We start from the raw sequence: 24,254 nt of genomic DNA on the forward strand, positions 1-24,254 counted from the left end.
TTTCAGTTTTTCCCCTTCCCGTATTAGGACTTTATGAAAAATATGTTATTGTAGCACTTGAAGGTTCTACTTTAAAAAGGGAGTTAATAAATGGAATCATATACCCCTAAACAAATTGCAAATATCTTAAATGTTAGTACAACAACTCTGAGAAGATACGAAGAACAAGACCTCATTCCTGTTGTACCGAGAACAAAAAGTAATCACCGTTACTATAAATCGATACACTTCCAAGCTTTTACTGCCATTAGGGCCTTGTTAAAAGGATATGACATCCCCATGGTTTACGAAGTCATGAGAATGATTAAACACGGAAGGTTTGAAGAAGCCCTTTGGTTAGTGAATGAACAGCAATTCCATATACAAATGGAGAAACAGCGAGTGGAAGAAATACTAGGCATGATTCAAAACACTGATTTTACTAAATATAAAAATGTAAAATTAAATGAATGGATGAGTATTGGTGAGGCTGCAAAAATATCGGGAGTAAATACATCAGCTATCCGTCATTGGGAATATGAAGGGTTAGTCCATTCAGAGAGAAACAAAGAAAACGGTTACAGAATGTTCTCCATCCCTGAACTGCGTAAAATACTGGTCATAAGCAGTTTGAGAAAAACCGTTTATTATATAGAAAATATGAAGAAGTTATTAAATGATTTAGACACACAAAACTATGGTAACATCAAACGTTCCTTTCAGTTGGCTTTGGAAAATCTGAACAATCAACTATTATTGCAATTGAAAGGAATAACAGAACTGATGAAATATATACATTTTTTCACAGGGGCTGTCCCATAAGTAAGCTCTAATTCACTTTGTATAACTCGATTCAGAACAAATTCGTGCAAAGAGGGCATCTCGCAAGATTTAAGATCTTTTGGGACACCCTCTAGTTATAATATTGTTAGACCTATAATCACCCTGTTAAGGGTTTCAGATTTCGGACAGGTCGGCGCGTGTTATAAGTTCACTCCAGATCATGGGCTGTGGCTGTTTAGAGCCGTGATAGACCGGGTTCGTGAACGCAAGAAGCTGCCCCGCTTCATCACGGATATCGAACCGGTACCAATGGTAACCTTCCGATTCCCATGGGATCGCCCATTCCAGTATAATAGGCTGACCTTCCTCTTGAGCTGACACAGCTGCTTGGGAAGAATCAATCCTGCCGTTATGAACCAGCGCGACTTGAACATTCGCCTCGCTTGTTATACGCAGCGTACAGTAAATCATACGGTTATCCTCTGCTGCATCCTTGCCTGCAAAGGCAGCGGACATGTCACTGCCAAACCGATATTCATCACGGCCTGCCCGAATCGCAGCCTCAAGGACGGGCCCCCGTGATACGTATACGTGACCGCGGCGCACCCCCTCCAGAACAGACTCCGCCGATAGGTGCTCACACCAGACATAGGTTGCCGGGTCACCGATCAAGGAAGGCATATCGCAGTCCTCATAACATACCGTAGGAAGCATATGAGAGTCAGACCCGCCAATCCCCGTCAGCTTATGCCCTGCATTCCAGCAAACACTCCACAATTCCAACGCTTTCTCCGCTGCAACCGGATTCGGCGAATAGGTTGGATCGTTCCATATTTCAATCGAGTGAACAGCGCTTGTCGATGTACAGCAGATTGTACATAGGCGAAAGCTTGGAGGTAACAAGGTATTCCTTGCCATCCCAATGGTATACAAATTCATGTCCGATTTTATTTGTAACCGTTATCATTTCATACAATTCCGGAGGAACCGAGGTGCCATTGAGATGGAATACCAATTGGCCTGTATCGTCAAGGACATACATTCGTTCATTCTCATATTTGATGAAGGGCCTGGCTAACGATTCGAACATCCGATTATCCATCGTGATCCCAATAAAGCCCATCGGGTCCTGGGCATGCAGGGGGAGTGCGCTTATGATAGAAATGCCATTGTCGTCCTCTCTGCCATTGAGAGAATAGCCTGCCTTCCAATAAAGCTGCTGTTTGTCGTTCAGCAATTGATGGGCTGCTCTGATTTCGTCTTCAGATTCAGCCTTGTGCCCGCCATATGTAGCCGATATGAAGTAATTCTCATCCAACGTATATAAGGAAATATCCTCGATCTGAGGATTTCCATTCTTAAAGGCTGCCAGATTCTGATACACATTGGAATAAAACCCGGCATAATTGTTACGTTTCTGCTCTGCAAAATCGGAGGTGAAAAATGACCCCATTAACATCTGAATCAAATTATTCTGTATTCGATCCATCTCTGTATCAATCGTCTGTGAAGCATAATTCAAAATCTGCGAGACGTCCTGACTTGCATCCTGCTTGACCATTTTGGTTGTCATGGCGTAGCTGGATATGCCCAAGATCATAATCGGAACAATCGACGATAATAAAGCGATCCACACCATTTTTCGGTAAAACGATGGCTTGTTCATAAACCATCTAGTCCAGGTCATTCGATTATGATCTCGTATCTTCATGTCCAAGGCTCCCCATACTATAGCTCTCGATGATTACTACTTTATACTATTCCATTACGATCTATTATGGCAATGAGTCACTGTTAATCGTTCAGAAGATTTAAGAGATTCACTTGGATAGCCACCATGAAAAAAGCATCACAAGGATCTACGAAAGACCTTGAGATGCTTAAACATTCTACTATCTAACCCGCTCATCCCGTAACAGCCTGCGTCAGTTACGACCGCTGCTTGATTATTTCCAAGCACCCGGGTGTTCTTCGTTTACCAGATCCTGCTCCACGGCCTTTGCGTTCATCTCTACCTGATCCACGCTTTTGCAGCCCGGAATGACACAGCTCACCGCCGGATGCTTCAGACACCAGGCCAGCGCCCATTCCGCCATATTCACGCCTTCGGGCACTTCCTTTTGTCTGATCTCTTCCACAAGCTTCAGCTTGGCATTAATCTCGTCCTGGTCACGGTTCCTTCGCACTTTATCGCTGAACACCGTCCCCGGCTTGTATTTCCCGCTCAAGTACCCGCTTGCCAGCGGAACCCGTGCCAATACACCAAGATTCTGCTTCAGGCATGAAGGGAGAACCTCTTCCTCCGGTGCCTGATCCAGACGGTTATACACAACCTGAATCGCCTTGGCATTCAGCTCCGCAGCCTTGTCGGTTTGATAGATATTCCTATTGCTTCCGATCGATATCCCGAGATTGCGGATCGTTCCCGCCTGAACCTGCTTGTCCAGCATCGTCCACATCTCATCATTATTGAACACTTCATCCGAGCCGGAATGGAATTGATACAGGTCGATATAATCCGTACGCAGCGCTTTAAGAGATTCCTCCAGCTGGATTCGAATCTGCTTCGCGTCCCAGGCATTCTCCCATTGCTCATGCCACTGATGACCAAACTTGGAGGCAATAACCCAATCCTCGCGGCGGTCACGCGACAAGAAATCCCCGATGAAATTCTCAGACATATGATGAGGCCCGTAACACTCGGCTGTATCTAACAAATTAATGCCCAGTTCCTTCGCGCGGGTCAAGATTTCGTCAACTTCCCTTTGGTCGAAATCCTTCCCCCAATCACCGCCAAACTGCCATGTTCCCACACCGACTACAGATACCTTCAGATCGGTTTTGCCTAATCGTCTGTATTTCATACGCTCACCTCTTCCCGCAGATTTGTGCGCCTATATCTTATGTGATATTGCAACCGTTTGCAACAATCGAAATGAATTTGACAGCTTGATTATATACGGATGGCAGCTCGCACATTAGGGCTTTCTCTTGTTCCATTCAAAAATTTTATTTTCACACATCCCCCATATGTAGACTGTTTAATAATAAGTTGTTATGGTGAACCCTATAATAATGATTTCCGTTATCCTGTTATGGAATAAGAAAGGGGGATTTCAGCGTGAATTCTCGAACACTCGAGCAATTAATGCCGGACATTAAGGAGAGTCTGAAAGCGAAGACTTCGACAGACTTTCAGCACATCATCCATGAATTTCTGCCTTATGATCTGGCAAGAGTACATAGCCATCTGAATAATACGGAGCAGACCCAGCTTCTGAAATTTCTGAATGAAGACCAGATTGCCGATATGATCCAGGAAATGGAGCATCCCAATCAAATTGAAGTATTGACCAAACTGGGTAAAGAAAAAACCGCCATCATCCTGGACTTGATGGATAATGACGACTTGGCCATTCTGCTGGACGAGCTGTCTCCCGAACAGAAAGACGAGCTCATTAGAGGAATGCGGGATGAAGAATCCCAATTTGTACGGAACATTATGAAATATCCACCGGAAACGGCCGGCCGGATCATGACCAACCGCTATGTCTGGATTCCTCAGCATTACACCGTGTCGGAGGTGGTGCAGAAGCTGAAAACCTATGTTTCCATTTCGGAAACGATCAACTATCTGTACGTTATCGATCATGACAAGAAACTCATGGGCGTGGTTTCCTACCGCGGGCTCATCTTGGCCGAGCCGGATGAATATATCGTGGATATCATGCATAGCCGAGTTCTGTCCGTGCCTGTGGATGCGGATCAGGAGGAGGTCGCGCTGCTTATCCAAAAGTATGATTTGGTCGCGATTCCGGTCGTTGAACAGGACAACCGGTTGGTGGGGATCATTACCGTTGACGATATTCTCGATGTGGTCATCAGTGAAGCAGATGAGGACATCCGGAAAATGAACGCCACTGGCGGAAAATCCATTGATTTTAACACCAAGGCCACGGTAGCGGCCTACCGAAGATTGCCTTGGCTGATTCTGCTCTTATTCATCGGTCTGATCTCGGGAACAATCATTTCCCGGTTTGAAGAAACGCTGGCACAGGTTGTGGCCCTCGCCTTCTTCATGCCCATGATTGCAGGTATGACCGGAAATACCGGTACACAGTCCCTTGCGGTCATTGTTCGTGGTCTGACAACAAAGGAAATGAGCAAATCGCTGGTATACCGGTTGTTAGCAAGAGAGCTGAAGGTCGGTTTGATGATCGGTGTGACATGCGGCTTTCTGATCTCCTTAATCGCCTATTTCTGGCAGGGCAATCTCTACCTGGGGTTTGTGGTTGGAAGCTCGCTGGTTGCAACCCTCATCGTCGGAACCATGGCGGGTACCATCATTCCTCTCATTCTATTTAAATTCAAGATTGATCCGGCTGTGGCTTCCGGGCCGTTAATTACAACCATCAACGATATTCTCTCACTTGTCATTTACTTCGGCATCGCCACCTTGTTTCTTTCTTACATTTAGCCGAGCACGCGCTATCTGGGACGGATACATATCCTTTCAAAAAAAGACTTCCGGTTAATGAACCGGAAGTCTTTTTGGGCTCTGCCCGTGGAGGGATGTCAATCGCGGCCAATGGATGCAATCGACTGATGTTCCCAGAGACTGCAGCATGAAATGCCAACACGGTTCCCTCCATTCGATTACGTATCCATTCCAATAAGGGGATAATCTCCCCCTCAACAGCAAACTGCTCAATCTGTATCCAAGCCTGACAAGGATGCTGTCAGCAGTCCGTTAAATAGATAGCATTCACCATATTTTGTAACGTGATTGTATTTTCCCCATACTATGATTAGGCGGATTGGAACGTGTATCCTACCAAGCTCAATCTGTGAAGAAGCATGTTTGCTCGAGAACATCAATAAGCCGCCTTGATGAACCAGGGCAGCGAATTCCATCTATTTTCTTCTTCATAATCATGCGACGAGCAGTTGAGGCCAATCTCACCCTTCAGGATGATAATGACGTGTGAATTTTTTTACCCGGAACCTATCACGGAACCCTCCGTTCCATGATATAGTATTAACGCGAATGACATGTAAATTTTTCCTTAATCATGGAGGGGTTGAATGGAATACATACGGGATTACGCCATGTACGCATCGATCTTCGGTATGTTCAGCATGAGCTGGTTTGGTTGGGCACAGGAAAATCCGCGGGCAAGCTGGCGCAAATACCTGGGCATCGCCTCGGGTGCTGCGCTCCTGGTGTGTTTGCTGGGGGTTTATTTAAGTATAACAAACTGGGGTGCACCTTCTGCGCTAACGGATCAAACGAACTTCAAGAATTACCTCATCTCCGTTTATGTTGAATTTTTCCTGGCAGGGCTTGGAGCTTTTGTCCTCATCCGAAAAAAACGCAAAGATTATGTAGCGCCATGGATCGCCTTCATTGTCGGCATTCATTTCATCGGGCTTTCCCGTGTATTTGACGATCCAAGTCTTTACGTTCTGGCAGCTCTACTGGTGGCCGTTTCGATTATTTCCCTGTTTGTGTCCCCTAAACTGCGGGTAGCAAACAGCGCAATCACAGGGATAGGTTCCGGGGTGGTATTATTCGCTTTTGCTGTGCTGGGTCTGGTCCGATTCTTTCTGACGTGAATCGTCTGCATGTCCCCTTGAGGGGCTTGCAGACAGCACGTCTTTTTCTTCAGCGGAACCCTATCGGCCGATTCAGTTGCACTACACCATCCTTCCGTTCATCACCACCGGTTCCCCAGTTCTCGCTTCACTTCCTCCACAATCGTCTGAACCCCTGCCTCAATCTGCGCCTGGCTCACTCTGGAAATACTGATGCGTATGAATTTGTCGCGCTCCAGATACTGGGACAGGTAGAACGGCTTGCCTGATACCACTAAGATGCTCCGCTCCTCCAGCCGCTTGATCAAACGCTCCAAATTTACGTTATGCGGCAGCTTGAATATTTTATATATTCCACCGTTGCCGGGTACGACTTCAATAAGTCCAGTTCCTCCATATAACTGCACAGCGGAATCCAAAGCCACCATTCGGGTCTCATACTGCCTGTAGATTTTCTGTTTATGCCGTTCATACATGCCGTTGCTGATATAAATTTCGAGCGCAGCTTGGGACAGCAGTGAAGCATCCCCGTATTTTTTATAGGCGTAAAATTCCTCCAGCAGGCTTTCCGGCAGAACAACTGCCCCGAGACGCAAACCTGGAAAGATAATCTTCGAAAAGCTTTTCAAATAGATGATGTGTGAAGTTTGGTTATACGCATAAACCGGATCGAATCCTCGCTCATCCCCCAGATCGGCCATGTAATCATCTTCCACCACAAATACATCATATTGGCTCGCCAATGCGGCGATCGCTTTCCGCTCCTCGACTCGAAGCGAGGTTCCAAGCGGGTTGTGGTATCTTGGCATCGTATAAAAAAACTTAATATGTCCGGTCTTAAACTTCTCCTCCAACAACCCGATATCGATCCCCGCTGTAGAACGAGGAATGCCCACAACCGGAACATTCTCCGACTCCAGAAAATGCAAAAAGTTATTGTAGCTGGGCTGCTCCACCAGAATCACCGATTTTCCGTTAGGAAACGGCATCTTCGCCAGTATTTCCATCGCCTGCTGGGCACCGGACGTCACCATAATCCGCTCTGGGCGGGTAAACACCTGGCTGTCTGCAAAATGGGAAACCAGCGTATGGCGGAGTTTATCCATTCCTTTCCCGTCACCATACGTGAAGAGATGGTATTTGTAGGTATCGATGGCCTTGTTCAAACAGTGCTGAAAGTCCAGATAAGGGAACACGTTCACGTCGGGAGAAGCCGAGGCAAAATCAATCAGGCTTTCGTCCCTGTTATCGGGATCGCTCTCCTTCTGAACTACATAATAGCCGCTTTGCGAAACCGAATATATGGTATGCCGCTCCTCCAGCTCAGCATAGGCGCGAATGACCGTGCTGATGCTGCATCCGTATTGTTGTGCAGCGCTTCGGACGGAGGGCAGCTTCTGACCGGGACGGTATCGTCCTTCCTGAATCTTCGATTCCATATCAACCAGAATGGACATGTATTTTTTCATCCGCTGCGCCCCCTCTTATGCTTAGATTATAACCCACCACCCTGACGGTACCCAGGGCTTGGTTAAGTTTTGAGTTGAATGATCGCCGTATCCGTTTACTCCCTCTCCCATCATTTCAGCGTTATTTCATGTTAAAAAGACACAACAAAAGACTAAAAGGAGCAAAGATCTAAAATTTTTAGGTATAATACCTAATTTTATTAGGTTTAATGCGAGATGGACGTTTGATAGAATAAAAAATATAACGCTTACAAACGCAATAGACCAAGGAGGATATATCATGAGCAAATCGGCACAACCTAATGAACCCATCGTAACCCACATTTACACCGCAGACCCTTCTGCCCATGTATTTGAGGGTAAGATTTATATTTATCCATCCCATGACCTTGATCATGAGAACACGTCCAATGATAATGGCGATCAGTACGATATGGAAGACTACCACGTTTTATCGATGGAAGGTGTGAACGCTCCGTGCGTTGACCATGGTCAAGCCCTGCATGTAAAGGATGTTCCGTGGGCCAAGAAACAGATGTGGGCACCGGATGCTGCTTATAAAAACGACACCTATTACTTGTACTTCCCTGCCCGAGATCATAACGACATATTCCGTCTTGGCGTAGCTACCAGTTCGTCCCCTTCCGGACCTTTCACGCCGGAGCCCGACTACATCCCGGGCAGCTACAGCATTGACCCTGCCGTATTCGTGGATGACGATAACCGGGCGTACATTTATTTCGGCGGCCTCTGGGGTGGACAGCTGGAGCAATGGCAGACCGGCTCCCACATTCCGGATGGGGAGGGACCTGCCGCAGATGCACCTGCCATCGGACCGCGGGTTGCCGAACTGAGTGACGACATGCTCACGTTCAAGGATACACCGCAAGAAATATCCATCATTGATGAGAATGGCAGTCCGATAACTGCCGGAGATGAAGAGAGAAGATATTTTGAAGGTCCGTGGGTTCATAAATACAACGGCACCTACTACCTCTCTTACTCCACCGGTTCGACACACCAAATCGTGTATGGCACCAGCCAGAGCCCGACAGGTCCATTTGAATTCAAGGGGACGATTCTCACGCCGGTTATCGGCTGGACAACCCACCACTCCATCGTGCAGTTCCAGGATAAGTGGTATCTCTTCTATCATGACAGCTCCCTCTCTGGAGGAGCGGATAACAAACGCAGCGTGAAATTCACCGAGTTGAAATACAATGCGGATGGCACCATTCAGACGATTGACCCTTACAGTAAATAAAGTAATCAGACCAGCTGGGTTCCATGGCATATGGAGCTCAGCTTTTTCATGTTTATCCATGCATTTCTGCCGCTGTTTAGTGATACCATTATAGTCGGTATTATTTGTTCGAGATTTTGAGGTAGCGGAGCTAGAAATATCATAAGAAAGAAGGGATGCGTGAATGGCAAAACAGCTTGTCCAACGATACATGATCCTGATTGCAGGTCTTTTATTGATGGGGGTCGGCACTGCTCTCGTAACCAAAGCCAATATCGGTACATCCCCTATCGCTAGTGTTCCCTATGTGCTTAGTTTAAAGTTCCCCATCTCCATGGGAGTGATGACTATAGGAATCTGTGTGCTATTTGTGGTGCTTCAGGCCCTTCTGCTCGGCAAGCAGTTTCCCAAGATTCAATATCTTCAAGTGTTGGTCGGGGTGCTGTTCGGCCTTTTTCTTGATTTGGGAGCGTATATGGTAAGTTCGATTAACTTTACGATGTATTTCATGAACATGCTGGCTTTGCTGACTGGCTGCATCATCCTGGCGGTGGGCATCTATCTTCAAATTATCGCCAATGCCATTCTGAACCCGGGTGAAGGCATCGTGAAGGTCATTTCCGAGAAGCTTGGTGCCGAATTCGGCAATATCAAAATCCTATTCGACTGGACACTGGTATCCATCGGGATTGTCATATCACTGTTTGCGTTCGGTTCGATTGAAGGCGTACGCGAGGGTACGGTCATTTCGGCTTTTCTGGTCGGTTATTTCATCAAGCTGCTGCGCCGGATCGCATTTCGTTTGAGCAGCAAAAGAACTGCCAAAGCAGTCATTGAGCAAGGCCAATAATTCTGGGGCGCGTCCAATCGGGTTATGGTCATAACTTATAAGAGAATATGGTTAATTGGCTTCATTTTGATTATAATGGGCTGTAAGAGACGAAGAACGTCCTGATTCACTCCTTTTCCTGGAGTATGTCAGGGCGTTCTTTTTTATTTTGATAGGCTGCGCGGCCATTTCCGCGATTTGCATCCGCAGTTCGAAGTGCTGGACTGGCGGGGAGTATCTTATTTCTGCGACTTCGCCTTCATCACGTCACACTTGAAACTCATCATAGAGATTAAAGGGCTGGATACTTATGCAAGCGGCATGGACAGGCAAACCTTTTGCAACGAGTTAAATCGGGAAACGTTTTTATCAGCTATGGGTTATCAGGTTATTTCTTTTGCTTACGATGATGTGGCTAACCGTCCCGAGATCTGCATAATGCTCCTCAGGATAGTGATCAGCCGTTATCATGCCGCTACTTCCTCTGTGGGTGTGCCCACGGGTTACGGAGCGTGAAATTATCCGTTTTGGGTGCATGCTTGCCCGTCCGCTTCGCCCGATTGATGTCAAGACACATCTGCGCTTAAACCATCGAACGGCTCTAACGCTTTCTTCATTCCCTCTGCGATAAGGGGTTGCTTTTGCCCGTCACCGGATCGCAAGGCAAACATGTAGTGAAATACGAGCTGCATCCTCATGCGGCACAGTGTTTATAACTGAAGGCTTGATCTTCACATCTTCTGTGGCGATCGGCAGCATGCTAACTGCTGATCGCCCGGGTTTTATGGATGAAATGTTCCTCCGCTATCTGCTCGTAGATAAATACAGCCAAAGCCTTTCGCGTTAATTGATAGTCCAGTGTTACCACGCAAGAGCCATACCGGGTGATAGCGAACCGACACCGACACGACAGCTGCGGTATGACCTTCTTATAATCTGAAAAAGTCTGCTGTCAACCCGCATCAGTACGGGTCTCAGCAGACTTCTTAAGTTGCTTCCTTATTGGAAAACCTTCTCAAATACAGGGAAACTTGCAACCCTGCCAGGGAAGTTCACTTCACCTCGCAGATCATAACCCAAACCTTGATACAACTTGAGCGCTGACGCATTCTTGGAGTAAGTATCCAGCCGGAGGCTGCTATAACCTCCGCGTATGCCGTATTCTTCGGAGAAGGCAACAAGCTTGCGTGCAATGCCCTTCCCCTGCGCTTTCGGATCGACGGCAAGGCGGTGCATCATTAAATGCGGACCCTCTGCCTGCTTCCAGTTAATCGTCTGATACTGCTCGTCCTGTGATTCATCAAGGACAACAATCCCTAAGATACGGCCTTCACCCTCAGCTACAAACAGCGTTCCGTTCCGCAAATCCTCCCCGATCACATCCCGGTTCGGATAGAACTCATCCCATTGATCGCTGCCTCCAGCCTGCATCACCTGAACGCAGCGGGCAATCAAACCCATGATTTCTTGAATATCCTCACTGCGTCCTGTCCGAATTTCAATATTCATCGCTGCACCTACTATTGTTTTTAGATCAGTTTACTATGATTGGACGGCTGCAACAACACCGGTAGCTGAAACTAGCCTTCGTTTGGAGCACTGTAGTTGAAACTCACCTCACTTAGAGCACCGTTGCGGAAACTCTTCTTTCTTAAAGCACCTTAGCTGAAACCTTTCTCGCTCGGAGGATCGATACTGAAACTTTCCTTGCTTGAGCTCCGTAGCTGAAACTCAACTCGGTTGGTATCCGCAGCTAAAACTCTTCTTGCTTAGAGCACCGTTACTGAAACTCAACTCGCAATGGAACACCAATTCCATCAACTCTGCCGTCTGCTTCATCACTCTTTATGAATAACTTAAACTGAACCTCCTTTGGTAATCCGCACTTAAGGCACATGCAATTTATCTTGAGATTTGCGTTTGGCTTCATTGTGACGCCAAGTGTTTTTGATGCTCTTGTGTATGACACGTACAGTTTGTCTTCGGAATAGTAGATTTCTCATAAAAATTAACCTCTCGCCCGTTCATCGTCCACAGTAAAGGAAAGGCATCATGCACTAACGTAAACCAAGTCCCTATAAGATCGCAAAAACATGCTTGCTGATATCTAACTTTCAAGATACACTTGTCTAGTAGATAAATTCGGTCGTGAAGTACACGCCGCTTCGATACGTTGTATCGGGGCGGCTTTTTGCATTTACCTTTTAACAGAGGAGAGAATCCGCGTGTCAAGATTTGTTCAAAAATATGAAGAGTGGATGCAGCTCAATATTGAGCAGGAGGAAAACCCCAGGCGGCGCGAATTGCTTGAGAAGGGACTAGGTCACGGCACCGTCGAATTTTTACGCACCATTTGGTTCCCAACGATACAGCATTTTGACCACCTGTATCCCGAGTGGGAAGTACGCGATTTCAACAATGGATTTCGTTACGTGGATTTGGCTTATATGCCTGGCGGTGTCAAAGGAGGAATTGAGATTCAAGGCTACGGCCCTCACGCCAGAGATCTTGATGTAAGACGATTCAAAGATTTATGCTGGCGGCATTGCTTATTAGCGCTGGATGATTGGATATTCCTCCCCATCCCTTACCTATCGATTCAAGATGAGCCTCGACGATGCCAGCAGCTTGTTCTATCCTTCATCGGCAAATTCACTTCTCTTGATACTCCGCATGCATTAACTTCTTTTGAAGCCGAGACGGTACGTTTTGCCAGGCGGCTGCTGAGACCATTCACGCCTTTAGAGTTGGCGGATCATCTGCGCATTACAGACAGGCATGCCCGTCGAATTCTGCATAAACTCGTGGATTTGGAGATCATGTCTGTGTCCAGCGGTAATATGAGGTACCGTAGGTATCGTTTACGGACCGAGTAGGCGTTATTCGAGGTAAATTTGCAATTTACAATGGGTAACGGACTCAGGCGTCGTTATTCAAGGAAAAGGGTTGCTCCAATGCCCTCAATAGTCAATATAGCTCTTCTGCTGTCCGTTACATTAGAATTGCGGCCTTTTCAGCAGGAATAACGGCTGTGATGTCCGTTAGATCTGGTTTGGTTTAGAACTCCCTTTTAGACTCAGCGGTGCTTCTACAATGTTGACGGAGCTTCTGCAGTGTTGACGGAGCTTCTGCAATATACGGAAAGACATGCCAGTCAAACCCTCGTAAACTCGTGGATTTGGAGATCATGTAGGTACCCGTCGGAAACTAGAGATATCGTAGGTATTGCTTACGGACCGAGTAGGCGTTACTTACGGAGTCAGTAGACTTTATTAGGGGAACATTGCATTTCGAGATGGATAACGGACCGAGTAGGCGTTATTCGAGGCAAATTTGCAATTTACAATGGGTAACGGACTCAGGCGTCGTTATTCAAGGAAAAGGACAGCTCCAATGCGCTCAATAGTCAATATAGCGCTTCTGCTGTCCGTTACATTAGAATTGCGGCCTTTTCAGCAGGAATAACGGCTGTGATGTCCGTTAGATCTGGTTTGGTCTCGTTCAGAACACCCCACGGTGCCTTGTTGATCTCGTTCTGAGCATTCCATGGTACCTCACTTCTTCTCAGAACACCCCATGTTACCTTGGCTATGTCGATATGCGTAACGCCAGCACGAGAGGCGCTACGTTCTCACCCCAGCGCATGCGCAAAACCTGATCGCCACGTTGGATAGAGCGGCTCCCAGCCGTACTCCTTCCGAGCTTTGGCATTCGAAGCACCGCGTTCGCCACGATGGCTCCCCGCTTGATATTCAGGAGTAGGTGCTTGCAGCGCATCCGCATACACCGGCAGCCACAACGTTCCAGCCGCAGGCTCGTCATCAACAATGTTTACCGGACCTATCGGCCAATCCAGTGCCAGCAGGGCAGCATTCGCCGCATCCTCAACATGAAGAAATGACGTAACCCCGTCCGTTGACGGGAGCGCTCGATGCACTACCTTTTCCGCCACACTCCCCTTGGCATCGTACCATGTGTTAGGGCCATACAGCATGCCATACCGTAGAATGACGTGATTTGGCAGTTGTGCGACAGCATGTTCCAACGAAACGATGCCGTCGATCGTAGACTTGCGCGGCGCAGGTGCATGAATGTCCAGGGATACCTCTTCGGTGGCGGGGTAATCCCCGGGCTCATAGGCCCACGAAATGCTTTGAGCAATCATTCGCTTAACACCTGCAGCCTGAGCAGCTTCCACCAAATGGCGTGTTCCCTCCATGCGAATCCTCGCATTATCCTCGAGGTTCCATTCGCTTAATGAAGTGAGCTGATGAATGACCACATCCGGGCGTATGTCCTCGATTACAGCTATCATCCCTTCCCGATCAAAGGCATCTGCGACAACGCCCCTGGCTCCCCAGGATTCAATGAACTCCTTACGCTGAGGGTTGTGTGTCATTCCTACAACCTCGTGACCTGCCTGAACGAGCTTGGGAAGCAGTAATTGCCCAATGACTCCTGTGGAGCCGGCAACAAATATGTTCAACTTAACGACCTCCAATCGAATACAAATAGGAATGAACCCAACGTTGTCAGACCGAACTTCAGTGTAGGGGTAGTTTCCATCTTAGCATGATGGGGATAGACCTATTAAGTGCCACTTTCCATGGAACGGACTATACCAATACCAATTCTTTCGATGAAGACGGTTCCCTCAACAATCGAATAGACCGCTCGCGGTATCGCTTTTCACATGAAAAAACACGCCTATTCGGCGTGCTTCAAATATGTAGCGTGTAAAATTATTCTGGAAAATCCCTTACAATCATTCTATGCGTTTAAATCCGTTATCGCCGGAACATTAATTTCTTTGACACATGCCGCCTTCGATAAACCGACTACGCACCGGACAAGCGAGACGATATCTTGAACCGGGATTCGGGTGCCCCCGTATTCGGATATGGCCTTCTCCGCCCCATCTTCATAGGGGATCTCGGCTGCAAGCTCGCCCGGATTAATGCAAGTAACCGCTATCCCGTCTTTACGGACATGCTCCCGCAGAGCATGGGTAATGCCGCGCAAACTGAATTTGGATGCCACAAAAGAGACTTGGGCATTGTTCGTATGATCCAAGCCGGCAGTGGAGCCAATCATAATGATTTTGCCTGCTTCGGATTTGCGCAGATTCGGCAGCAGCGCTTGCATGCAGGTTATCGTAGAGGTGATGTTCACATGTATGATGTTAGCAATCTCCGCAGGGTCATCCTCATCAAAATTATAGTGATCCTCGAAACCTTCTTTTTCCCATATCCCAACGTTATATATCAACACATCCAGTTTCTCATGCTGTAAGGAATTTGCCACTTCTTGAACGGCCTTCGGCTGTGAGAGATCGGCTTGGATCCATTTTCGCTGGACCCCATCCTCCATATCCAAACTGCCCGGTCTGCTGCGGGATACCACCCAAACCCGATCTCCCGCTTGGGGAAGGCCTTTGACAAAGGCGTCTCCCAGCCCTTTGCTTGCGCCAAATATAATATAATTCTTCATTCTTAGGTCTCCTTGATAAAATAATGAATTCGGCTGCTCTTGTACCTACCTCATTTCATTATACATGGACTTGTCGCTCAGATCGAAATGGGCGGTCTGCAGCATGTTCCACATAACCAAAAAACGCACCACTTCATGTGGTGACGTTTTCCGGGTTTAACTTGCCGAGCTACCGCTATAGCCGCGGTCCGGCTAGCTTGATAGCGTCTGGTATGTCACGAAATTTCTCGAAATTTTGAGCAAATGACCTCCCAAGCTCTCTCGCTCCATGGTCATACGCGTCCTTATCTGTCCATACGTTCCTCGGGTCTAGCAGCTCTTCCGGGACTCCGGAAATAGCGGCTGGAATCCATACGCCAAACACTGGCTGGGGAATGAACGAGGTGTTCTCGATACTTCCATTTATAATAGCTGTAATCATAGCTCTTGTGTATGACAGGTTCATCCGTTGGCCGATCCCGTACGGACCGCCGCTCCACCCTGTGTTGACGAGATAGACGCGGGTATCGTGCTTCGTGATGTTGTTCCCGAGCATTTCTGCATACACATTCGGCTGAAGGGGGAGGAACGGGGCGCCAAAACATGCCGAGAACGTGGCTTCAGGCTCCGTGACGCCGCGCTCCGTACCTGCCAGCTTGGAGGTGTATCCCGACAAGAAATGATACATGGCCTGCTCCTTCGTAAGCTTCGATACGGGAGGAAGCACACCGGAGGCATCTGCGGTTAAAAAGATAATGACCTTGGGATGACCGGCCACTCCCGGTATCACCGCGCCTTGGATATAATCAATCGGATACGCCGCCCGCGTATTCTCCGTCAATGCCTTATCGTTGTAATCGGCTTCGCCTGATACAGCATCGATGGACACGTTCTCCAGAACAGAGCCGAATCGGATCGCATTCCAGATCTGGGGCTCATTCGTCTGCGTCAGCCCAATGCATTTGGCATAACATCCGCCTTCAAAATTAAATACGCCTTTGTCGGACCAGCCATGCTCGTCATCTCCGATCAATCTGCGGTTCGGATCAGCGGACAACGTCGTTTTGCCTGTCCCCGATAACCCGAAGAACAAAGCCGTGTCTCCCGCCTCCCCGATATTGGCCGAGCAGTGCATCGGCATGACGCCGCGGAATGGCAGCAGATAGTTCAGCACACTGAAGATGGATTTCTTCATCTCACCTGCATAGTGGGTTCCCCCGATGAGCACCGTCCTTCTTGCGAAGGATATCGCAATGAAGGTCTCGGAATTCGTACCATCCGTAAAGGGATCCGCTTTCAAACCAGGCATCGCCAAAACAGTAAATTCGGGTTCGTGGGACTGTAATTCTGCCGCCGAGGGCCGTATGAATAATTGGCGGACAAACAGGCTCTGCCATGCGTGCTCGTTAACGATTCGAATCGGCAATCGATAATCGGGGTCTGCCCCGGCATATCCGTCAAAAACGAATAACCTGCGATACTCCATGTAATTCATCATCTTCTCATATAGCGAATCGAATTGTTCCGGAGTCAGTGCCTGGTTGACTCCGCCCCAAGCAATATGGTCTTCCGTTTCGCTTTCTCTAACAATAAATTTATCCTTCGGTGAACGTCCAGTATACTTTCCAGTCAAAACTTGCAGAGCGCCTGCGGAGCTAAGCTTCCCCTCTCCTTGAGAAAGAGCTGCCTCCACAAGTTTGACAACCGGCAGGTTTCTTCGAGATGTCTCCACATGCAGGCTGGCCATCCGTGTGTTCATTTTACGATTTGCGTTCACCGTAATTCCTCCCATTTCAGCCTCTTCATATCGTTATTCTTCGTCCATGACAACTCCCGGTACATCCAAACGGCTGTGCAGCTCCCGGCACTCCGGCTGATCGCATACACCATAGAAGGTGGCAATCCGATCCGTATCCACTGTATCGACTTGAGCGTTGCAATGTCTGCATAAAATGACACCCATATTCATTTGTTTAACGGAATCGTTCATGCTTCACTCATCCTCTCTTGTACCAGATGGGTTAAGTCTATAACTCTGCTTGCATATCCCCACTCATTGTCATACCAAGCCATTAATTTAATAAATCCATCAGATGCGCTTACCGTTAAGCCATCTATGACCGCTGACTTGTCGTTTCCTATAAAATCGGCAGATACAAGCGGTTCCTCCGTGTAATCCACATATGCCGAAAAAGCACCTCTTGCCGCTTCACGCAGCACGCCCTGTACATCCTCCGTTGTCATCTCTTTTGAGACCCGCAGGGTCAGATCAATCAGGGATACGTCCTGCGTTGGAACTCGGATGGAGGTTCCCTCAACGCAGCCGGACAGATGGGGAAGCACATCGATCAACGATTTGCCAACACCTGTCGAAGTCGGAACAATAGATTGCGTACAGCCCCTGGCCCTTCGCAAATCCTTGTGGGGATTATCGAGATGCCTCTGGTCCGAGGTGAAGGAATGAATGGTGGTCATCCATCCCCGCTCCACACCGTACGCCTGATCCAAAATAAACAATACGGGAGACAAGCAGTTCGTTGTACAGGATGCCGCCGACAGCAGAGTGTGCTTCCGGGGATGATACTGATGGTCGTTGACCCCCATGACAACCGTCAGATCCATTCGGTCTCCCGGTGCGGAGATGATCACCGTTGATGCGCCTCCCGCCTTATGCTGCTCTGCACTCTCACGGTTGTTGAACTTTCCAGTTGCATCAATGACGATCTCCACGCCAAGGGCTTGCCATGGTATGCGCGATGGATCAGGCTCATATATCACCTGTATGGAATGCCCATTAATGATAAGGGCATCGTCCTTTCCCCATATCGCAGCATCCCACGTCCCATGAATCGAATCGTATTTCAACAAATGGGCGATGGTCTCAATGGGATGCATGCTGTTAATCGCCTTCAGTTGAGTTGAATGCTCAGCCATCAGCCTCCTGATCAATAACCGGCCGATTCTCCCCATTCCGCTTATACCGATTCCCGGATTCATTTCATCCCTCCAATTATGCGCTTTATATATCCTTCTTACGCAATTAATGTACAATATAAATAAATAATGCGCAATATATAATAGCATATTTGTTGTAAAATTATTATTTATGACGTCATATTAAAATAATACAAAAACCACCCTCTGTATTCACAGAGAGGCGGTTACTGCCTGGTGCCGCCAAATCGCCCCATAGTACACCGTTTGTCCTCAATGAGCACACACAAGATCCGAGCAATCCGCTTTTGTTATACGATTCCATCACCTAACCGGACTTAAGTTAATTTTTTTAATTACATCCGTGATTGTTGGTACAGAAATTGCTTGTTTAATCTTCATAAGTTCAAGTCAAGGTTATCACCAAACTTGCGGAGGGATCATGATCATGATGATAAGAATCGAACGAGACGAATTAGGGGCTGTAGAGGTACCTGCCTATGCTTACTATGGGATTCAAACACTGCGAGCCGCCGAAGTTTATCCGACTGCCGGAACGCCCGTTCACCGAGCGTTTATCGCAGCCATGGCTAATGTTAAAATCGCGGCTGCAAAAGCAAATCTGGAAATCGGTGCGCTGCCTCAACGAATCGGCAACCTCATTGTACAGGCAGCAGAGGAGATATTGAGGGGTAAACATTCGAAGCACTTCATCGCCGATTATTCGCAAAGCGCATCCGGGGATATTCTGAACACCAATATGAATGAAATACTGGCCAACCGCGCCCTGGAATTCCTGCTTGAAGATAAAGGAAACTACAGTGTTGTCAATCCTGAGCTGCACGCGAATTTAGGTCAGACGTCAAACGGGGTCATGTCGGCTTCTCTTCAGATCGCAGCTTATCAGCTCACACAGGATTTAATCAAGTCCTTGCAGGATTTGATAACCGAATTATTGTACAAAAAGGAACCCATCGACCAGCTCCACATGCCAGAAATTTCTATGTATCATACCGGTGCTCCGCTATGGCTCAGCCGCCAATTCGAGGATTATGGCGAGTGCATTCAAAGCGATATGACACGACTGGACAAAGCCGTCTCGCAGATGAATATCACCTGCTTGAATTCGGCAGCCATGGGCAGACAGCCTGATCATCATTCCGGATTTAACGAGAGAGCTACCTCCCATTTACAAGAGCTAACCCAAATCGAGCTGTTTCCTTCCAAGAGCGGGGAACCATCTTATCATGTTGTTGTTGAGCTCTCTTCCGCACTAAAAGGCCTGGCTGTTAACCTGTCCAAGTTATGCAGCGACATTCGCCTCGGTGCTTCGTTGGAGCAGATCGATATCCATCCGGCCAACGGCATCGTACACGAAAAGGCCGTATCCCTAAGCCAATCTGCCTTTCAGGTCATGGGACTCGATCACAGCATCAGCCTCGCAGCCGAAATCGGCATGCCGGATCGAAACGCTATCCCGCCCATTATCATCTACAATGTGATGGAGTCCTTGAGCTTGCTTATCAACGGAGTCCAATCCTTCACGCTGGGTGCCAGGGGAAGCTCGAATTCTTCCAGTCCAGTCTTCCGCTAAATCTCCCCTGGTAGGGGTAACTACAGGGGTAATTGAAATGTAATAGCGGCACAGGAATACTCCCTGCGCCGCTTTTTTTTAAAGATGAATCATAGCGCAGTGTTCCACAGAGACTAGAACCACGGGAAAAAATGTGCTCCATTGCCCAGCATCCCTTTCGGGAGCCCCTTCAGTTCTGTTCCAAAGGCTCGGGGCCAACATGCTAAACACCCTTTATCATCTCTGCCTCCGATAGGTTGAGGATAAGATTTTCAATTCTTCACGGTACTTGGTCACCGTTCTGCGCGATAACTGTATTCCTTCTGCAAATAATAGCTCAACGATGGTCTGATCGGAGTGCGGCTTACTCTTGTTCTCGGCATCGACAAGTTCCCTGATCCTCAGCTTTACACTGCGCGAGGATGCCCCGCTACCGTCCGCTGTGGCTATGCTTGGTGCGAAAAAAAATTTCAAAGGAAACACTCCTTGCGGAGTAAGCACGAACTTGTCGTGAATTGCCCGGCTGACTGTGGATTCATGCATATCCAACATGCTGGAGATGGTAAGCAAATTCATCGGCCGAAGACCTCTCACACCTCTTGCCAGAAATTCCTGTTGTTCCTCCATCATCGCCGTTACTACCCTCATCAGGGTCAGCTTCCGCATCTCGATACAGCGTTCAATCCAACGCGCCGAATTAAAGCAATGGTTTAAATAGGAGTCCCCTTCGGCCGTTTGCCTGATTTTGATCCACTCCCGGCATTCCTTATTCACGGAAAGCCTGGGGTGGGCATACGGGTGCATTGCAACCGTCCAACCATCCCCTACACAGCGGACTACAGCATCAGGAACAATATAATGTCGTTCTGGAATGCTCATCGATAACCCCGGACGCGGATTCAGGCTGCGGATATACTGTGAAGCCCTGCTCACCTGCTCCTTGCTGATTCGTAAAGAAAGGCCGATCTGATTGAAACTTCCATCGGCCAGCTGCGGTAAATACCCATCCACGATTTCTTCCGCATACGGAACAGGTTCCGGGTCCCGCGCGATTTGCAGCAGCAGGCATTCCTGCAAACTCCTGGAGCCTATTCCTGCTGGCTCCAGAGATTGCAGCTGATGAAGCGCTGCCTCCAGAAGATCATTAGAAACCTTCAACACTCCTCCGAGGTCTGACAACTCCGCATCCAGATACCCGTCATCATTAAGATTCCCTGCCAAAAAGGCAGCAACCCGGTACACATCGGTTGGAAGGGAGAGGAGACGGAGCTGATTCTGCAGCCTTGTCTCCATGGATTCTTGCGTCGACTTCACATTCCACAACGGATCTTGATCATACGCAATGCTGCCGCTGCTTGCTCCGCGTTGCTTGCGATATAGATACCCATCACGTCCAGCTTCAATCTCAAGGACCGGGTTCTCCATCGCCTGTTCCTGCAAATATTGCAAAAGCTCATAACCTGACAATGACAAAATATGAATCGACTGCTTCAATTCAGGTGTTACAGTCAGAGTCGTACGTTGATCCTGCACCAATGAATAGTTTAACAACTCATCTCCCCCTTCCTCCAGGGTCAGCTCAAACTGCATCCTACGATCTTTTTCCTCTACTATACTTAATTTGGTTTGCAATGAACATTGAATATTGAAAGTTGAATGTTACAGAAAGTCTCATTAAAACCGGTCGGAAACCAGCTTGCCTTGAGTAAACAGCAGCAGATAATCCCGGCCCCCTGCCTTGGAATCCGTACCCGACATATTGAATCCGCCGAACGGATGAGTTCCAACCAAAGCCCCTGTGCACTTGCGGTTGAAATATAAATTCCCGACGTGGTACTCACGTCTGGCTTTCTCCAGGTTAGCGCCATTGCGCGAGATGACAGCCCCTGTTAAACCATAATCGGTTCCGTTTGCAATTTGTATGGCTTCGTCAAACGACGCCGCTTTTGTGAACGCTACGACTGGTCCAAAGATCTCTTCCTGTGAAATTCGGGCATCCGCATCCACATCTGCGAAGATGGTAGGCTCGATAAAATAGCCGTTCGAGTCACCCGTACTGCCGCCGAGCACCAAACGCCCTTCCTCCTTGCCAATTTCAATATATTCCAGGATTTTATTATATGCTTTCTCATCTATAACCGGCCCCAGATTGGCATCTGCATGTGCCGGGTTTGTCATCTTCAACTGACTCGCACGCTCCACTACCCTTTCCAGTACCGTGTCGTATACGTCTTCATGGATGATGGCGCGTGAACAAGCAGAGCACTTTTGCCCGGAGAACCCGAATGCTGACATTGTTATCATATCCGCTGCCAGATCCAGATCAGCTTCGGAATCCACAACGATGGCATCTTTGCCGCCCATCTCGGCCACGACCCGCTTGATCCACTTTTGTCCCGGATTAGCCTTGGCAGCTCGTTCATTAATTCGGAGACCGACATCCCGGGAACCAGTAAAGCTGATGAATCTTGTAAGCGGATGGTCGACCAGGTAGTCCCCTACTTCACCGCCGGGACCCGGGAGGTAATTGACAACACCGGGTGGAAGACCCACCTCTTCCAGCAAGGCCATAAATTTCGCTGCAATCACCGGCGTAGTGCTTGCCGGCTTTAGGACAACGGTATTGCCGGTAACGAGAGCTGCTGTAGTCATACCCGCCATAATGGCCAGCGGAAAATTCCAAGGCGGAATGACGACACCAACTCCAAGCGGGATATAATACAGCTCATTCTCTTCCTCGGCACTTGCCGTTAACGGCTGAGGCAGACTAAGCCGCTGCATCTCCCGTGCATAAAATTCCAGGAAATCAATGGCTTCCGCCGTTTCCACATCAGCCTCTACTCTGGTCTTTCCGGCCTCGAAGGTCATGATGGCCGAGAATTCATGCTTGCGCCGACGCAGAATGGCCGCTGCCCGGTACAGATACCTTGCGCGTTCATTCGGATCGGTGCGCTTCCATGTCTCGAATGTCGCTGCCGCGACTTGGATCGCTTGCTCTGCAAGCTGGGCATCCGCTTGCGAGACAATGCCAATCACCTGCGAATGATTGGCCGGATTTATGGAAAGGGCTGTACGGTCCGTTGTAATTCTCTCGCCGCCAATGATGAGCGGGTACTCTTTGCCTAGTTCAGCCTCTGCTTTTTTTAGTGCCTGCTCATATAATTCGTGGTTTCTTTCTTCCTTAAAATTCACAAATGCCTCATTCTTAAACTCGGTTCTCATATCGAACAACCATCCTCTCACCATTTGTTTTAGATATCGCTTTCTCATTCAAAGATTACAAGCAATTATCGTGCCAAGTTCAAACTCCATGATATTTGGCACATTTTTTGCTTAAGAATATGTCGATTCCGTATTTTTATTACACTAATCAAGCTCTTGTAAGGAGGAGTAACCTTTGGATCGCATTGAACTTTATCGCAAAACACTGTTGTCGGTATCCGGCAACCGTTTGGTCGAGAAACTTGCCATTAAATACGGCCGGAAATTGGCAGGTAAATTTATTGCAGGCGACACACTCGCTGAGGCACTGGACGAAATTGAGCACCTGAATGGCAAGGGAATCATGGTGACGCTGGATCATTTGGGAGAAGGTATATCGCACCTAAACGAAGCTGCAGCATACCGGGAAGAATATATCAGGCTTGTGGAGGGCATCGCTGAGCGGAAAGTGAGCTCCAATGTATCGCTGAAGCCGACGCAGATGGGATTGGCCCTCGACCCGCAAGTCTGTTACGATAACATCCGCTCGATCGTACGCCAAGCTAAACAACACAACAATTTCATCCGAATTGATATGGAAGATTCTCCTTTTACCCAAGCCACGATTGATATTGTGCTCCGGCTGCATGCAGAGGGTCTGAACAATGTGGGCACCGTCATCCAGGCATATCTACATCGCACAGTGGAAGATGTCAATCAATTGATTGATGCTAAAGTCAATCTTCGGCTTGTAAAGGGAGCCTATAATGAACCGGCATCGATTGCCTATCAGCAAATGAATGAGGTCATCGACAATTACAAACGGATCATCCGGATGCATTTGGACAGAGGCGTATATACAGCGATTGCCTCACATGATGATAGAATCATAAATTGGGTCAAAGCCTACACCAAGGAAAATGGCATCACCGCCGATGCATTTGAGTTCCAAATGCTCTACGGCTTACGGATGACGGATCAGGCGGAATTAGCCAAAGAGGGCTACCGCATCCGCTGTTATATGCCTTATGGCACGATGTGGTACCCCTACTACACCCGGCGACTGGCCGAAAAACCGGCCAATCTGTGGATGGTTCTCAGCAATATGTTCAAATAATATTTACACTGAAAATCAGGCTGGGTATAATGGCCCTATTAATACAAACAAGATAAAATGTA

Annotated in this window: 21 protein-coding genes; 9 read left to right on the plus strand and 12 right to left on the minus strand. The window is 48.0% G+C overall.

Annotated features, from left to right (window positions below):
• Nucleotides 1-90: 90 nt before the first annotated feature.
• A complete protein-coding gene (locus tag M2277_RS03385; protein ID WP_280754127.1) occupies nt 91-801 on the plus strand; it encodes a MerR family DNA-binding transcriptional regulator in 711 nt (236 codons plus the stop codon).
• Between the two features lie 135 nt (nt 802-936).
• On the opposite strand, the gene M2277_RS03390 is transcribed toward M2277_RS03385, so the two are convergent.
• The 3 genes from M2277_RS03390 to M2277_RS03400 all read right to left on the minus strand — a co-directional run bounded on the left by M2277_RS03390 (nt 937) and on the right by M2277_RS03400 (nt 3,626).
• Nucleotides 937-1,665 (minus strand): CehA/McbA family metallohydrolase, encoded by a 729-nt coding sequence (locus M2277_RS03390; RefSeq protein ID WP_280754128.1) that lies wholly within the window; start codon nt 1,663-1,665, stop codon nt 937-939.
• Nucleotides 1,598-2,473: a cache domain-containing protein gene (locus M2277_RS03395; protein ID WP_280754129.1), complete on the minus strand. Its 876-nt coding sequence runs from the start codon at nt 2,471-2,473 to the stop codon at nt 1,598-1,600. The genes M2277_RS03390 and M2277_RS03395 overlap by 68 nt, the downstream gene beginning before the upstream one ends.
• A 235-nt stretch (nt 2,474-2,708) precedes the next feature.
• A complete protein-coding gene (locus M2277_RS03400) occupies nt 2,709-3,626 on the minus strand; it encodes an aldo/keto reductase (protein ID WP_006211947.1) in 918 nt (305 codons plus the stop codon).
• 257 nt (nt 3,627-3,883) lie between these two features.
• On the opposite strand from M2277_RS03400, the gene mgtE reads away from it, so the two are divergent.
• Nucleotides 3,884-5,239 carry a magnesium transporter gene (gene mgtE, locus M2277_RS03405; RefSeq protein ID WP_280754130.1) on the plus strand — a complete coding sequence of 452 codons (1,356 nt, stop codon included), beginning with the start codon at nt 3,884-3,886 and terminating at the stop codon, nt 5,237-5,239.
• Nucleotides 5,240-5,847: 608 nt separating this feature from the next.
• Nucleotides 5,848-6,378 carry a hypothetical protein gene (locus tag M2277_RS03410; RefSeq protein ID WP_280754131.1) on the plus strand — a complete coding sequence of 177 codons (531 nt, stop codon included), beginning with the start codon at nt 5,848-5,850 and terminating at the stop codon, nt 6,376-6,378.
• Nucleotides 6,379-6,479: 101 nt separating this feature from the next.
• Here the strand turns inward: M2277_RS03410 and M2277_RS03415 are convergent, their stop codons facing one another.
• Nucleotides 6,480-7,826 carry an aminotransferase-like domain-containing protein gene (locus tag M2277_RS03415; RefSeq protein WP_280754132.1) on the minus strand — a complete coding sequence of 449 codons (1,347 nt, stop codon included), beginning with the start codon at nt 7,824-7,826 and terminating at the stop codon, nt 6,480-6,482.
• Between the two features lie 280 nt (nt 7,827-8,106).
• Between M2277_RS03415 and M2277_RS03420 the strand changes: the two genes are divergently transcribed.
• The 3 genes from M2277_RS03420 to M2277_RS03430 all read left to right on the plus strand — a co-directional run bounded on the left by M2277_RS03420 (nt 8,107) and on the right by M2277_RS03430 (nt 10,414).
• Nucleotides 8,107-9,090 carry a glycoside hydrolase family 43 protein gene (locus tag M2277_RS03420; protein WP_280754133.1) on the plus strand — a complete coding sequence of 328 codons (984 nt, stop codon included), beginning with the start codon at nt 8,107-8,109 and terminating at the stop codon, nt 9,088-9,090.
• Nucleotides 9,091-9,253: 163 nt separating this feature from the next.
• Nucleotides 9,254-9,919 (plus strand): YczE/YyaS/YitT family protein, encoded by a 666-nt coding sequence (locus tag M2277_RS03425; RefSeq protein ID WP_036643224.1) that lies wholly within the window; start codon nt 9,254-9,256, stop codon nt 9,917-9,919.
• Nucleotides 9,920-10,114: 195 nt separating this feature from the next.
• The gene (locus M2277_RS03430) at nt 10,115-10,414 is read left to right on the plus strand and encodes a DUF559 domain-containing protein (RefSeq protein ID WP_280754305.1); all 300 of its coding nucleotides are present in this window, start codon (nt 10,115-10,117) and stop codon (nt 10,412-10,414) included.
• 483 nt (nt 10,415-10,897) lie between these two features.
• Here the strand turns inward: M2277_RS03430 and M2277_RS03435 are convergent, their stop codons facing one another.
• Nucleotides 10,898-11,407 (minus strand): GNAT family N-acetyltransferase, encoded by a 510-nt coding sequence (locus tag M2277_RS03435; RefSeq protein ID WP_051449311.1) that lies wholly within the window; start codon nt 11,405-11,407, stop codon nt 10,898-10,900.
• A gap of 716 nt (nt 11,408-12,123) precedes the next feature.
• Here M2277_RS03435 and M2277_RS03440 point away from each other — a divergent pair.
• Complete coding sequence (locus tag M2277_RS03440; protein ID WP_036643225.1) at nt 12,124-12,774, plus strand: hypothetical protein; 651 nt, start codon at nt 12,124-12,126, stop codon at nt 12,772-12,774.
• 755 nt (nt 12,775-13,529) lie between these two features.
• On the opposite strand, the gene M2277_RS03445 is transcribed toward M2277_RS03440, so the two are convergent.
• The 5 genes from M2277_RS03445 to gap form a co-directional block, all read right to left on the minus strand.
• Nucleotides 13,530-14,384 carry an NAD-dependent epimerase/dehydratase family protein gene (locus tag M2277_RS03445; RefSeq protein ID WP_280754134.1) on the minus strand — a complete coding sequence of 285 codons (855 nt, stop codon included), beginning with the start codon at nt 14,382-14,384 and terminating at the stop codon, nt 13,530-13,532.
• Nucleotides 14,385-14,668: 284 nt separating this feature from the next.
• Nucleotides 14,669-15,388, minus strand: coding sequence for an SDR family oxidoreductase (locus M2277_RS03450; RefSeq protein WP_280754135.1), 720 nt, complete (start codon nt 15,386-15,388; stop codon nt 14,669-14,671).
• 175 nt (nt 15,389-15,563) lie between these two features.
• Nucleotides 15,564-17,159: a phosphoenolpyruvate carboxykinase (ATP) gene (gene pckA / locus M2277_RS03455; RefSeq protein WP_481857750.1), complete on the minus strand. Its 1,596-nt coding sequence runs from the start codon at nt 17,157-17,159 to the stop codon at nt 15,564-15,566.
• 18 nt (nt 17,160-17,177) lie between these two features.
• Nucleotides 17,178-17,357 (minus strand): GapA-binding peptide SR1P, encoded by a 180-nt coding sequence (locus M2277_RS03460; protein WP_006211966.1) that lies wholly within the window; start codon nt 17,355-17,357, stop codon nt 17,178-17,180.
• On the minus strand, nt 17,354-18,364 hold the full coding sequence (gene gap, locus M2277_RS03465) for a type I glyceraldehyde-3-phosphate dehydrogenase (RefSeq protein ID WP_152825442.1): 1,011 nt from the start codon (nt 18,362-18,364) through the stop codon (nt 17,354-17,356). The genes M2277_RS03460 and gap overlap by 4 nt, the downstream gene beginning before the upstream one ends.
• A gap of 385 nt (nt 18,365-18,749) precedes the next feature.
• Between gap and M2277_RS03470 the strand changes: the two genes are divergently transcribed.
• Nucleotides 18,750-19,895, plus strand: coding sequence for a lyase family protein (locus M2277_RS03470; protein WP_280754136.1), 1,146 nt, complete (start codon nt 18,750-18,752; stop codon nt 19,893-19,895).
• Nucleotides 19,896-20,111: 216 nt separating this feature from the next.
• Here the strand turns inward: M2277_RS03470 and rpoN are convergent, their stop codons facing one another.
• The gene (rpoN, locus tag M2277_RS03475; protein WP_280754137.1) at nt 20,112-21,464 is read right to left on the minus strand and encodes an RNA polymerase factor sigma-54; all 1,353 of its coding nucleotides are present in this window, start codon (nt 21,462-21,464) and stop codon (nt 20,112-20,114) included.
• Nucleotides 21,465-21,548: 84 nt separating this feature from the next.
• Nucleotides 21,549-23,096 (minus strand): L-glutamate gamma-semialdehyde dehydrogenase, encoded by a 1,548-nt coding sequence (pruA, locus tag M2277_RS03480; RefSeq protein WP_076152119.1) that lies wholly within the window; start codon nt 23,094-23,096, stop codon nt 21,549-21,551.
• A 175-nt stretch (nt 23,097-23,271) separates the two neighbouring features.
• Here pruA and M2277_RS03485 point away from each other — a divergent pair, with 175 nt between their 5' ends.
• Nucleotides 23,272-24,192, plus strand: a complete 921-nt coding sequence (locus M2277_RS03485) for a proline dehydrogenase family protein (protein ID WP_280754138.1) — start codon at nt 23,272-23,274, stop codon at nt 24,190-24,192.
• Nucleotides 24,193-24,254: the final 62 nt, after the last annotated feature.

Source organism: Paenibacillus sp. LBL (genome assembly GCF_029893715.1).
In the GTDB taxonomy this organism is placed as follows: Bacteria; Bacillota; Bacilli; order Paenibacillales; family Paenibacillaceae; genus Paenibacillus_AQ; species Paenibacillus_AQ glucanolyticus.